At 46.1% G+C, this 12,678-nt stretch carries 15 protein-coding genes; all 15 read left to right on the top strand.

Going from position 1 to position 12,678, the window contains the following annotated elements; genetic code table 11:
• Positions 1-14: 14 nt before the first annotated feature.
• The 15 genes from GGR02_RS10110 to GGR02_RS10040 all read left to right on the top strand — a co-directional run bounded on the left by GGR02_RS10110 (position 15) and on the right by GGR02_RS10040 (position 12,634).
• Positions 15-896, top strand: a complete 882-nt coding sequence (locus GGR02_RS10110) for a branched-chain amino acid ABC transporter permease (protein WP_183184609.1) — start codon at positions 15-17, stop codon at positions 894-896.
• Positions 897-907: 11 nt separating this feature from the next.
• The gene (locus tag GGR02_RS10105; protein ID WP_183184608.1) at positions 908-1,912 is read left to right on the top strand and encodes a branched-chain amino acid ABC transporter permease; all 1,005 of its coding nucleotides are present in this window, start codon (positions 908-910) and stop codon (positions 1,910-1,912) included.
• Positions 1,909-2,694, top strand: coding sequence for an ABC transporter ATP-binding protein (locus GGR02_RS10100; RefSeq protein WP_183184607.1), 786 nt, complete (start codon positions 1,909-1,911; stop codon positions 2,692-2,694). Before GGR02_RS10105 ends, GGR02_RS10100 begins: the two co-directional genes overlap by 4 nt.
• A complete protein-coding gene (locus tag GGR02_RS10095; protein ID WP_183184606.1) occupies positions 2,688-3,434 on the top strand; it encodes an ABC transporter ATP-binding protein in 747 nt (248 codons plus the stop codon). The genes GGR02_RS10100 and GGR02_RS10095 overlap by 7 nt, the downstream gene beginning before the upstream one ends.
• A gap of 12 nt (positions 3,435-3,446) precedes the next feature.
• Positions 3,447-3,902, top strand: coding sequence for a pyridoxamine 5'-phosphate oxidase family protein (locus GGR02_RS10090; protein WP_183184605.1), 456 nt, complete (start codon positions 3,447-3,449; stop codon positions 3,900-3,902).
• 33 nt (positions 3,903-3,935) lie between these two features.
• On the top strand, positions 3,936-5,426 hold the full coding sequence (gene hpaB, locus GGR02_RS10085) for a 4-hydroxyphenylacetate 3-monooxygenase, oxygenase component (protein ID WP_183184604.1): 1,491 nt from the start codon (positions 3,936-3,938) through the stop codon (positions 5,424-5,426).
• Positions 5,427-5,441: 15 nt separating this feature from the next.
• Entirely contained in the window at positions 5,442-6,431 is a 990-nt protein-coding gene (gene hpaD, locus GGR02_RS10080; protein ID WP_183184603.1) for a 3,4-dihydroxyphenylacetate 2,3-dioxygenase, read from the top strand.
• Between the two features lie 214 nt (positions 6,432-6,645).
• The gene (gene paaK, locus GGR02_RS10075; protein ID WP_183184602.1) at positions 6,646-7,968 is read left to right on the top strand and encodes a phenylacetate--CoA ligase PaaK; all 1,323 of its coding nucleotides are present in this window, start codon (positions 6,646-6,648) and stop codon (positions 7,966-7,968) included.
• An 88-nt stretch (positions 7,969-8,056) separates the two neighbouring features.
• A complete protein-coding gene (gene paaA, locus GGR02_RS10070; protein WP_183184601.1) occupies positions 8,057-9,025 on the top strand; it encodes a 1,2-phenylacetyl-CoA epoxidase subunit PaaA in 969 nt (322 codons plus the stop codon).
• A gap of 12 nt (positions 9,026-9,037) precedes the next feature.
• Positions 9,038-9,379, top strand: coding sequence for a 1,2-phenylacetyl-CoA epoxidase subunit PaaB (paaB, locus tag GGR02_RS10065; protein ID WP_183184600.1), 342 nt, complete (start codon positions 9,038-9,040; stop codon positions 9,377-9,379).
• Positions 9,355-10,197, top strand: a complete 843-nt coding sequence (paaC, locus tag GGR02_RS10060) for a 1,2-phenylacetyl-CoA epoxidase subunit PaaC (protein ID WP_183184599.1) — start codon at positions 9,355-9,357, stop codon at positions 10,195-10,197. Before paaB ends, paaC begins: the two co-directional genes overlap by 25 nt.
• A 23-nt stretch (positions 10,198-10,220) precedes the next feature.
• Positions 10,221-10,700, top strand: a complete 480-nt coding sequence (paaD, locus tag GGR02_RS10055) for a 1,2-phenylacetyl-CoA epoxidase subunit PaaD (protein ID WP_183184598.1) — start codon at positions 10,221-10,223, stop codon at positions 10,698-10,700.
• A 66-nt stretch (positions 10,701-10,766) separates the two neighbouring features.
• A complete protein-coding gene (locus GGR02_RS10050) occupies positions 10,767-11,078 on the top strand; it encodes an EthD family reductase (RefSeq protein WP_183184597.1) in 312 nt (103 codons plus the stop codon).
• Positions 11,071-11,847: an enoyl-CoA hydratase/isomerase family protein gene (locus tag GGR02_RS10045; protein ID WP_183184596.1), complete on the top strand. Its 777-nt coding sequence runs from the start codon at positions 11,071-11,073 to the stop codon at positions 11,845-11,847. The genes GGR02_RS10050 and GGR02_RS10045 overlap by 8 nt, the downstream gene beginning before the upstream one ends.
• Positions 11,848-11,860: 13 nt before the next feature.
• Positions 11,861-12,634, top strand: coding sequence for an enoyl-CoA hydratase-related protein (locus GGR02_RS10040; RefSeq protein WP_183184595.1), 774 nt, complete (start codon positions 11,861-11,863; stop codon positions 12,632-12,634).
• Positions 12,635-12,678 lie beyond the last annotated feature (44 nt).

The following is a 12,678-nucleotide window of genomic DNA, read 5'->3' as shown; positions in this document are numbered from 1 at the left end:
GTGGAGGCGATTACATGGAGGTGTTTAGCCAGTTTATTCAACTGTTCTTTTCTGGTTTGACGATTGGTAGTATTTATGCATTAATTGCGATCGGCTTTGTCGTGACGTATAACGTAACAGGCGTACTTAACTTTGCCCAAGGAGAATTTGCGATGCTTGGAGCGCTTACGGCGATTTCTTTATCGGGAGCAGGGCTGCCGCTATGGGCAGCCATCTCCCTAGCCATTGCCATCGTTGTTCTCATCGGAGCGTTGTTTGAAAAAACAGCCATTTATCCGGCGCGTCATTCTTCGGGGGCGACATTAATCATTATTACGATCGGCGTTTCGTTTGTTTTCCGCGGCTTGGCCATTTTTATATGGGGCACGCAGCCAAAATCGTTAAGACCGTTCACTGCGAACGACCCGATTACGATATTTCAAGCAGTGTTATTGCCGCAAAATTTATGGGCGATTGCGATTTCCCTTGTCGGTGTATTTTCGATGGGATACTTTTTTAACAAAACGTATATTGGAAAAGCGGTTAGCGCATGTGTTGTCAATAAATTTGCGGCGCGGCTTATGGGAATTCATCCCGAAAAAATGTCACTCATCGCGATTTCCATTAGCGCAGGGCTCGGTGCATTGGCAGGAATTGTGATTGCGCCCATTTCTGGCGCTTCCTATAACATGGGAATGATGCTTGGCATGAAAGCGTTTGTTGCCGCGGTCATCGGGGGATTGACAAATGCTCCTGCTGCAGTTGTCGGGGCATTTTTGCTCGGCATTCTCGAGTCGTTTGCCGAAGGGTTTTGGTCGGCTGGATTAAAGGATGCCATCAGCTTTGCGTTACTGTTGATGATGTTATTTGTAAAACCAAACGGCCTGTTTGCAAAAGCAACAGGGAAGCGTGTATAAGGGAGGGTGTCATGCACGAACGTCGTCTAGGTACATGGCTATTTGCGCTCGGTATTTTGCTTTTTCCACTCATTGTCCATTCGAACTACTTGCTTAGCATTCTCATTATGATCGGGTTTTACTCGCTCGTTTGCAACGGGTTGACGATGTTGATGGGATATGCGGGGCAAATTTCATTAGGGCATGCTGCCTTTTATGGAATCGGCGCTTATACGACTGCTTATTTATCTGCAACGCATGGATGGTCACCGTGGCTTAGCATCATTGCTGGTGCTGTCATTTCTGCTTTCATTGCTTTTATTGTTGGCATTCCAACGTTCAAGTTGAAAGGGCACTACTTAGCACTTGCTACACTCGGCTTTGGAGTAATTGTATACACGTGTTTTAAAGAGTTTACGTCGATTACTGGAGGGATGAACGGATTCTTTGGTATTCCGTCTATCAAGCTGTTCGCATGGGAATTTAGTAACGACGCTCGCTTTTATTACTTAATTTGGACCGTTGTTCTTCTCTCGCTTCTATTCTCACAAAATATCATTCATTCGCGAGTAGGGAGAGCGTTGCGCTCGATTGAGGGAAGTGAAGCCGCTTCTGACGCCGTAGGAATCGATATTATGAGATACAAATTGCAAGTGTTTGTGTATAGCGCCATTTGCGCGTCTATCGCTGGAAGTTTGTACGCTCACTATGTGACGTTTATTAATCCGCAAGCATTTGATGCAATGCTCTCGATCTACTTTTTAATTATGGTAATCACCGGCGGAGCATCGAGTATTTGGGGAGCGGTCATCGGTTCTAGTGTGTTTGTTTTATTGTCCGAGCTACTAAAAGAAGTTGTGCCGCTTGTCTTTTCGAATGCTGGAGGAGAATTTGAAATCGTCTTCTTCGGCGTATTGCTCGTCGTAATGCTTATTTATATGCCAAACGGATTAACAGCTGCGTGGAAAAAAATAACGGGGAAGTGGAGAACAAGCACCACGTTATCTCCAGCCGCTAAAGGGGGCGGTGGGCGTTGAAACGGAACGGGCAAGTTCTTTTAACGGTGGAACATATAACGAAGCAGTTTGGCGGCGTGGTAGCGGTCAACGATGTTTCGTTCGACGTAAACAAAGGGGAGATTTTGGCGGTGATTGGACCGAACGGTGCGGGAAAAACGACGCTGTTTAATATCGTTACCGGCATTCTTGCGCCGTCATCAGGAACGGTTCGATTTAACGGAACAGACATTACCGGAAAAAAACCGTATCAAATTGCCCAGCTAGGAATGACACGGACGTTTCAAAACTTAGAAGTATTTACGAACATGTCTGTCATCGAAAATGTCATGACTGGAGCACACAGGAATATGAAAACTAGTTTTTTGCAGGCAGGGCTTCGCGTGCCATCAGTGAAAAAAGAAGAAAAAGCGGTAGAAGAGAAGGCGATGCGTTGTTTAGAAAAGGTCGGTATTGCTCATCTTGCTTATGAGCGGGCGGAAACGTTGCCGTATGGAAATCAGCGGCTGCTAGAAATTGCTAGAGCAATCGCCGCAGAGCCTGCGCTCATTTTATTGGATGAACCGATGGCAGGGCTGAATGATGAGGAGTCGCGATGGCTAGTAGAAGTGATTTTGCAGCTGCGTAAAGAAGGGCTGACGTTTGTATTTGTTGAGCACGATATGGAAACGGTCATGGCGATTTCCGACCACATCGTTGTCCTTGACAATGGTGTGAAAATCGGCGAAGGAACACCAGAAGAAATTTATCGGAATAAAGCGGTGGTAGCGGCGTATTTAGGGGAGGAGGAGACGGTGTGCTAGCGGTAAACAACTTGCATGTGTATCACGGCTATTTGCATGTAGTAAAAGGCATTTCGTTTCAGATTCAGAAAGGCGAGTTGTTGGCAATTGTCGGAGCAAACGGGGCAGGCAAAAGCACGCTTCTCGGTACGCTCGCAGGTGTTTATAAGGCAGCAGAAGGAACGATAGAGCTGGAAGGAGAAGACATCACCCCTGCAACAATGCAGACGCTTGTAAAAAAAGGGATTTGTTTAGTACCGGAACGTCGGCAAATTTTTGATTCGCTGTCGGTGAAAGACAACTTGCTCTTAGGAGCGTATCATCGCTACCGCCGCGACAAAAAAGAAATTCCTCGCGATGTCGAACAAGTGCTTGAATTGTTTCCGCGCTTAAAACAAATGTTAGACCGGCCTGGTGGACTGCTTTCCGGAGGAGAGCAACAAATGCTGGCAATTGCACGTGGATTGATGGCAAAACCGAAATTAATCATGCTTGATGAACCTTCTCTTGGCCTAGCACCACTGATTGTGAAAGATATTATGACCATTTTGCGGAAAATGTGCGATGAACTCGAAACAACAATTATTTTAGTCGAACAAAACGTAAAAGCGGCTTTAAAAGTAGCCGATCGCGCCTGCGTTCTTAGCCATGGACAAATTTCTATTTCCGGAACTGCGCAAGAGCTAATGAATAATGAAACGGTGCAAGCAGCATATTTTGGAAAAAAACAGAGCAACTTAGTGCGTGAAAGTATTAGTTGAGGGGGAAAAAAGATGGGAGCGGCAGAAAAAGTGTCCACGCTTTCGCATGACTTAATGGCATTTTTATCAGGGGAAAAATTAGTGTTGCTGACAACGATGGAAGCAGAACGGAACATTCCGAATGTAGCGGCAATTTCGTGGGTGAAAAGCGTCAATGAAACAACGATTCGTTTCGCGGTTTCGACGAATTCGCGAATTGTGTCGAACATTCGTGCCAATCCGCACGTTGTCTTTACGGTGATTGGACTTGGCACGGTGTACTCCATTCATGCGACTGCTGTTATTGTAGAAGACGCGATGAGCGGCGTTTCGCTGAAACTAGCGAAAATCGAGGCGACGGTCGAAGCTGTTTTTGACAGTATGTTCTGGGGATCGCAAATTACGACAGAACCTGCATACGAAAAAACGTATAATGTGGACAAAGCGAAAAAACTAGACGAAGAAGTATATCGAGCGCTAGTAAGATGATTATTTCTAAACTAAAAAAAGGGGGAGTTGTTTATGCCAGCAAGAACAGGGGAGCAATATTTAAAAGCGTTGAAAGAGGCGAAAAATCGTATTTATATCGACGGGCAACGCGTCGAAGATCCGACAGAGCATCCAGCATTTAAAAACGTTGCGCGTTCGGTTGCCGATTTGTACGATTTGCAGTACGAAAAGCGCGACAAAATGCTGTACACTTCACCGACAACCGGGGACTTAGTGGGGCTTTCGTTTATCGCGCCAAAAACGAAAGAAGACTTAATCGCCCGAAGAGAAATGTTTACCGAATGGGCTCGGTATTCCGGCGGAATGATGGGGCGTTCGCCTGACTACATTAATACAAGTATCATGGCGTTTGCGTCTGCCGCTGAATTTTTCCGCCAAGGCAATCGTGACGGCATTGACTTTGGCGAAAATATCGTGAAATATTACGAATACGTCCGCGAAAATGACTTAGCACTCACACATACACTAATCCATCCTCAAGTTAATCGTGCCAAAGCGCAACACGAACAAAATGACCCACACGTATCTGCAAGAATTGTGAAAAAAGATGCTGATGGTATCTACGTTTCTGGTTGCCGTCTGCTCGCCACATTAGGCGGAATTACGGACGAATGCATCGTCTATCCGTCTACCTTAAACAAGGCGACTAATAACGATGATCCATATTGCATGGCATTTGCTTTTGCGAATAATACCCATGGCGTTAAATTCGTTTGCCGGGAATCGTTTGATTACGGGAAAAATCAATGGGATCACCCGATGGGAGCACAATTTGACGAAAGTGACGCCATCGTCATTTTTGAAAACGCCTTCATCCCGTGGGAGCGCGTCTTTATCGTGCATAACGCGGATTTATGCAACCGGACGTACCGAGAAACGAATGCAGTTATTCATATGTCGCATCAAGTTGTCGCGAAAAACATCGCCAAAACCGAATTTGTGCTTGGGGTTATTTTAAGCATGATTGAAGCGGTTGGAATTGAGCAGTTCCAGCACGTTAAAGAAAAAGCAGCAGAAGTGATGATTATTCTTGAAACGATGCGTTCCCATTTATATCGCGCAGAACAAGATGCCAAAATAGATCGCTATGGAAACATGACGCCAGACTTTTTGCCGCTGGATGCTGCTCGAAACTGGTATCCGAAAGTATATCAGCGGATGGTTGAAATCATTCGAATTTTAGGCGCTTCTGGCTTGATGGCCATTCCAACCCATAAAGATTTTGAAGATGCAGAGATTGGTCCGCTCATGCATCGCTATATGCAAGGGGCAAATATTGATGGGTATGAACGAGTTCAGCTTTATCGCCTTGCTTGGGATATTGCCATTAGTGCGTTTGGTAACCGTCAAGCACTATACGAATATTACTTTTTCGGTGACCCAGTTCGCATGTCGAACGTGTTTTATGATCACTACGATAAAGCACCGTACAAGCAGCAAGTCAAAGAGTTTTTAGAGCGGGCGAAGCGTCGTGCCGGCATTACTTCCGTCACACTGTCTTAACGAGGGGGGATTTGTGTGAAAAGACCGTTTGACATTGTTCGCTTGCACCATGTAGAAGTCACGGTGACCGATTTAGAACGGGCGTACGATTTCTACGTCCATGGACTCGGGTTATTCGAAACAGCGCGCGATGATACGCACCTTTACCTTCGAGCGTTAGAAGATGCGAACCACCATTGTTTAGTGTTGACGAAAGGCGAGCAAGCTAGTTTAAACCATATTGCTTATCGGGTGAGCGCCGACGAAGACCTCGATGAATTGGAGCGATTATTTACGAAACTAGGAACGAAGAAAAAATGGATTCAGCCTGGAGAAGAACGCGGGCAAGGGAGAGCACTTCGCATTCAAGACCCTGGCGGATTGCCTGTCGAGTTTTTCTTTGAGATGGAAAAAGCAGAGCGAATGTTGCAAAAGTTTCATTTGCACAAAAACACAAAAATAAAGCGCATCGATCATGCGAACTGCCTCATTACAAACATTGAGGAAGTATATCGGTGGTATAGCGACCACTTAGGCTTTATGACGAGCGAATATACAGTAAAAGGATATGGAGAAGACGAGAAAATGTGGGCGGCGTGGATGCATCGAAAACCGAGCGTTCACGACTTGGCGCTTATTAGCGAAACAGGACCGCGCTATCACCATACCGGTTTTTGGATGGACGATGCCAAATCGATTTTAGATGCGTGCGATCATTTAGCGGCGATGGGGTATGCGCGCAATATCGAGCGCTCTCCAGGGCGGCATGGGACGTCTAACGCCTTTTTCGTCTATGTGCGCGACCCAGATGGAAACCGCATTGAACTGTATACTGGGGACTATTTTACGAACGACCCAGATTGGGAACCGGTGAAATGGCATTTAGACGACCCGCAGCGTGCGACATTTTGGGGCACAGAACCGCCAGTCAGCTGGAAAACCGAGGCTGTCCCTGTGCAAGACATTTTAACAGGTAATCTCATCGAACCAAAACCGCTAGCGCCTAAACCGCAAGAAACCGTTTGAACATGGATTGTCAACAGAGTGAAGCTAACAGGTAGGCTGTTAGCTTCTTTTTGCGGATATCGATAAAATTCGCCAAGAAAATAGATTGACAATTTAAAATATTAGCGCTATTTTTAACTTAAATATAATGTAAAACATTTATAACGTTTTATAAACGTTATAAATGTTTGTTTTTGATAAAAAAATGAAAGCGTTTGACAAAGGGGATGGGAAAATGATTTTACATGAAGTGGAAACATGGTCAAGACGAGAGTTGGAGAAGTTGCAGCTTGCGAGGCTGCAACAAACGGTGCAGCGGGTGTATGAACGCGTGCCGTTTTATCGCCAGAAATTAGTTGGACGAATGACCCCAGAACATATTCGGTCGCTAGAAGACATTCAGAAGCTCCCGTTTACGACGAAAAAAGATTTGCGTGACCATTACCCGTTTGGGTTACTTGCGGTCGATTTGCAGCAGACGGTGCGACTCCACGCTTCAAGCGGCACGAGCGGAAAACCGACGGTTGTGGCGTATACGAAAAACGACATTGAAAACTGGGCGGACATTGTCGCACGGGCGATTGCAATCGCTGGGGGAGAGCGGGGGCAAGTGCTGCATAATGCGTACGGGTATGGCTTATTTACCGGGGGGCTTGGTCTTCATTACGGCAGCGAACGGCTTGGGATGGTGACCGTACCGGTATCGGGAGGAAATACCGACCGACAAGTGATGCTTATCGAAGATTTTCAGCCACATGTCATTTGTGGAACCCCTTCTTACATTCTTAACATTGCAGAACGAATGAAAGAGCTCGGGAAAGACCCGCGGCAAACGTCGTTGAAATACGGAATTTTTGGCGCAGAGCCGTGGTCGGAAGAAATGCGGAAGACGCTAGAAGAAACGTTTGCGATTAAGGCATGTGATATTTACGGATTAAGCGAAGTCATCGGACCAGGAGTGGCGATGGAATGCCATGAGGCGCAAGATGGGCTGCATATCGCAGATGACCATTTTTATGTCGAAGTCATCGACCCGAAAACGCTTGAGCCACTACCAGATGGGGAAGAAGGAGAGTTAGTATTTACAAGTTTAACAAAAGAAGCGTTCCCTATTCTTCGCTATCGTACAGGTGATATTGCGTCGATTGCAAAAGAGCGCTGCAAGTGCGGCCGAACGACGACACGAATGTCGCGCGTCAAAGGGCGTGTCGACGATATGCTCATTATTCGCGGGGTAAATGTTTTTCCGTCAGAAATCGAGCATTATTTATTAACGATTCCAGAACTAGCCCCGTATTACCAAATTCACCTATTCCGGAAAGGAACGCTTGACACTGTCGAACTCCAAGTCGAAATAAATGAATTGTTCGCACAAGAAATCAGCGGCGATTTGAACGACGTACGCGTTGCATTACTCAAAAAACGCATTCAGCATGTACTGAAAAACTACTGCCTTATTTCGATTGATGTTCACGTCTGTGAACCGAAATCGCTCCCGCGCTCCGAAGGAAAAGCGGTGCGCATTGTCGACCATCGGAAAGAAAAAGTAAAAAAATAATTAATTATTACAATTTTCATAATTGAAATGTTTATAACGTTATTTTATAATTACGTTAAATAAACGTTATAAACAGGAGGGGATATAGATGGCGATTGTTACATCGTTTGAACGTTTATCGGAAGAAGACAAATATCAGCGGTTTATGGAGAGAATCGAGGCGGGGGAAAAGATTGAGGCGGATGATTGGATGCCAGACGAGTACCGAATGACGCTCATTAAACTTATCGCTATGCATGGCATTAGTGAAATTATGGGTGCGCTTCCAGAGAAAGAGTGGGTGCCAAAAGCCCCGACGTTGCGGAGAAAGCTAGGGATTATGGCAAAAGTGCAAGATGAGATGGGACATGGGCAACTACTTCTTCGCGTCGCGGAAGACTTAATGGCTCCGCTTGGCAAAACGCGCGAAGAAATTATGCAAGATTTATTTAGCGGAAATTTAAAGTTTCATAACGTCTTTCACATGCCGGCGCCGACGTGGGGAGATGCTGGCTTAATTGGGTGGCTAGTCGACGGAGCGGCGATCATTACGCAAACGAACATGCTCGATGCTTCCTACGGCCCGTACGCTCGCGCGTTAAAGCGAATTTGTGCGGAAGAAGTATTCCACGCCCAGCACGGGGAATCGATTATTTTAGCGCTAGCGGAAGGAACAAAAGAGCAAAAAGAAATGTTGCAAGGTGCGCTTAACCGTTGGTGGGATGCGTTGCTTATGTTTTTCGGTCCTGATAGCCCTTCCACTACTGGAACGTCGAAACAAGACATTACGATTAAATACCGCATCCGGACAAAAACGAATGAGCAGCTTCGCCAAGATTTCTTTACAAAATATGTGCCACGCATCTTATCGATTGGGCTTCAGCTTCCAGATGAAACGATGCATTACGACGAAACAGAAGGAAAATGGATATATCGCCAGCCAGATTGGAATCAATTTAAAGAAATTATCCGCAACAACGGCCCGAAGTCGAAAGAACGGCTTCGCCTGCGCGAATTATCGTATCGGCATAACGCGTGGGTTCGTGAAGCATTAAGCGGCTCCAAAGCAACGGTATAAGGGGGGATGGTCATGAGTGGATTTTATGAAGTATTTGAAGTGTTCAGCCGCAAAAACGACACCGCACCGCTTCAACATCAATTTAGCTTGCTTGCCCCTAACCATGAAATTGCGTTAGTGATGGCGCAAGAAAATTTCATGCGGCGCGAGCCTGTTTCCGATATATGGGTCGTGAAACGCTCTGATATTCGCCAAATGACAGAAGAAGAAAAAGGAGCATTAAAGCGGCTTGATAACAAAGACTATCGGACAACGAAAGGATACGGCTACTTAAAAAAGAAATGGCGGCAATATGAGCAAGAAATGTTTGATGAAAAAGAAATTTTATCATGGAAGGGGGAGATTCAGCGATGATTGTCACAAAACTAGAAGAGCTTCACCAGCTTCCAGAATATAAAGAGGCGCTTGTCGAATTGTTATTTCAGCTTGCCGATGATGATTTCATCATTGCTTATCGCGGCTCGGAGTGGTTAGGTCTTGCCCCTCATATTGAAGAGGACGTAGCTTTTTCCTCCATTACGCAAGATACGATGGGGCATGCGGCGATGTATTATCAATTGCTAGAAGACATCGGAATGGGGCGTGCCGACGACCTTGCGCACGGACGCGGAGCCAATGAAAGACGAAACGCGATTTTATTAGAGGAAGTAAATGGCCCGGGACATTATTTATATGAACCGCAATATGACTGGGCGTTTGCGGTCGTAAGAAACTACTTCTATACGCAAGCGAAAAAAGTGCGTATCGATTCATTGAAAAACTGTTCCTACGAACCGCTCGCGCAAGTAGCGGTGAAAGTGAATATGGAACTTTATTATCACCTGATGCATTGGAGAACGTGGTTTGTGCAGTTAGTCAACGCTGGGGGCGAAGCGCGGGAACGAATGAGAAAAGCAGTGGAGAAAGTGTTCGACGATTTCGCCGGCGTGCTTTCACTTGGCGAGAAGGGAGAAAAAATGGTCGAATGCGGCTTAATCGATAGCGAAGAAGTGTTAAAAGCGCGCTGGCTGCAGGCGGTGAAGCCAGTGTTTGAACAAACAAACCTCGAGTTGCCAAGCGAGTTTCATATGAAGCGCGGCAACGGGCGAAATGGCGAACATACAGCGGATTTAATCGAAGCGCTCGCGACATTATCCGAAGTTTACCGCATGGACCCTCTAGCCATCTGGTAATCTTTTTGAAAGGAAGAGAGCGCATGGTGGAAAAACTTACAGCTGCGCTCGCGGCTGTTAAAGACCCAGAAATTGATTCGATTAGCATCGTGGAGCTTGGAATGGTGGAAAATATCCAATTCGTCGACGGAGAAGCAATTGTGAAGTTGTTGCCGACGTTCATCGGTTGTCCGGCGCTCGACATTATTCGCCAACGTGTCGAACAAGTGTTGAGCGATTTAGAAGGAGTCGAACAGGTAACGGTAGAATTTATTCACCATCCCCCATGGACATCGGATCGCATTACCGAACAAGGGCGGGAAAAATTAAAACAATTCGGCATCGCTCCGCCCCCAAAACAAACCGGTCCAAACGGGGAATGGCAAGTGGAATGCCCGTATTGCCAATCGTCTTATACGTTGATGGAAAACATTTTCGGACCGACCGCCTGCCGCAGCATTTTTTATTGCAAACAATGCAAAAATCCGTTTGAAGCATTAAAACCAATTTCCATTTGGATGTAAAAAAGAGCGCGTGTTGCTCGCCATTTAAGAATATTCACTACGTTCATAGAAAAGGAGAAGAGAAAAATGGTAAAAATGATTGCTCTTTACAAACAACCGAAAGATAAAGAAGCATTTGATGCGCATTATTTCGGGACGCATGCCCCAATTACGGCAAAAATTCCAGGGCTTCGCAAAATGGAAGTAACGAAAATTGTCGGCACGCCGATGGGAGGCGAAAGCGAGTATTATTTGTTATGCGAAATGTATTACGACAGCCATGAAGCACTAAAAGAAGCGATGAAAACGAGCGAAGCAAAAGCATCAGGAAAAGACTTAATGTCATTTGCCGGGGAGCTTGTCACCTTGATGATTGGTGAGGAAGTTGGCAATGAATGAGTTTTTGCATATTCAAACGCGGACGGAAGGAATGGTCGCAATTATTGAGTTAAACCGTCCGCACGTATTGAATGCACTAAACCGCCCGATGGTCACCGAAATTGTTCACGCTATCGAAGCATACGATCGCAACGATGACGTGCGCGTGATCGTGTTAACCGGAAAGGGAAGAGCGTTTGCGGCGGGAGCAGATATCGACGAAATGGCTAACGATGACCCGATTACGCTTGATTTGCTCAATCAGTTTGCCGAATGGGATCGATTGGCGCTTATTAAAAAACCGATGATTGCTGCGGTTCACGGATTTGCATTAGGTGGGGGCTTTGAACTAGCGCTTTGTTGCGATTTGCTGTTTGCTTCCGAAACGGCAGAATTTGGCTTTCCGGAAGTAAATATTGGCGTCATGCCGGGAGCGGGAGGGACACAGCGGCTAACGAAGCTAATCGGCAAAACGAAAGCGCTCGAATGGCTTTGGACCGGAGAGCGGATGTCGGCGAAAACCGCTTACGACCTAGGAATCGTCAACCGGCTCATTGCGCCAGAGTTGCTCATGGAGGAAACGATGACGTTCGCGGAAAAGTTAGCGAAACAGCCTCCTTTATCCGTCCGTTTTATTAAAGAAGCGGTCCATAAAGCGGTTGATTATTCGCTATATGAAGGGATGCAGTTTGAACGAAAGAATTTTTACCTTCTGTTTGCCTCCGCAGACCAAAAAGAAGGCATGCAAGCATTTATCGAAAAACGGAAACCGAAATTTCAAGGAAAATAAGGAGGGCCGTTCGTTGTACGAAACGATTCGTTATGACATTCGGAATCAAGTGGCGTGGTTGACATTGAACCGCCCGGATAAATTGAATGCGTTTACAGAACAAATGAACAAAGAGATTACAGTAGCACTCAAACAAGCAGCAAACGACGAAACTGTTCGCTGCTTAGTCATCACAGGCACAGGAAGAGCGTTTTGCTCAGGAGAAGATCTCAGTGGTGTTACAGAAGACATGGATCATGGCGAAGTACTTCGGACGCGCTATGCACCAATGATGAAAGCGCTTCACTCTTTCGAAAAGCCAGTCGTTGCGGCAGTAAATGGGGTCGCCGCAGGGGCAGGGATGAGCCTTGCGTTAGCGTGCGATTTTCGCCTTGCGTCGGAAAAGGCAAGCTTTGTAGAAGCGTTTATTCACGTCGGCTTAATCCCGGATGCAGGTAATCTTTATTATTTGCCGCGTCTTATCGGTCATGCGAAAGCACTTGAGTTAGCGGTTTTAGGAGAAAAAGTGACCGCACAAAAAGCGTACGAGCTCGGGCTTGTGACTGCTGTTATTTCGGAAGAGGCATGGGAAGAGGAGGTCGCTCGATTCGCCGAAAGGCTAGCGAATCTACCGACGAAAGCAGTCGGGCTAATCAAACGGTGTTTACGGCAAAGTTGGGAACTATCTTTTACTGAATATTTAGAAAAAGAAGCGTTTGCCCAACGAATTGCAGGGCTCACCCAAGATCATCGCGAAGGTGTTCGCGCCTTTTTTGAAAAACGGCGAGCGATATTTCAAGGAAAATAATAAAACGTCCGAACGGTGCTCTCTACCAAGCGACGATACGAAAA

Source organism: Anoxybacteroides voinovskiense (genome assembly GCF_014196205.1).
Lineage (GTDB): Bacteria > Bacillota > Bacilli > Bacillales > Anoxybacillaceae > Anoxybacteroides > Anoxybacteroides voinovskiense.
This window is presented reverse-complemented; position numbering and strand designations above follow the sequence as displayed.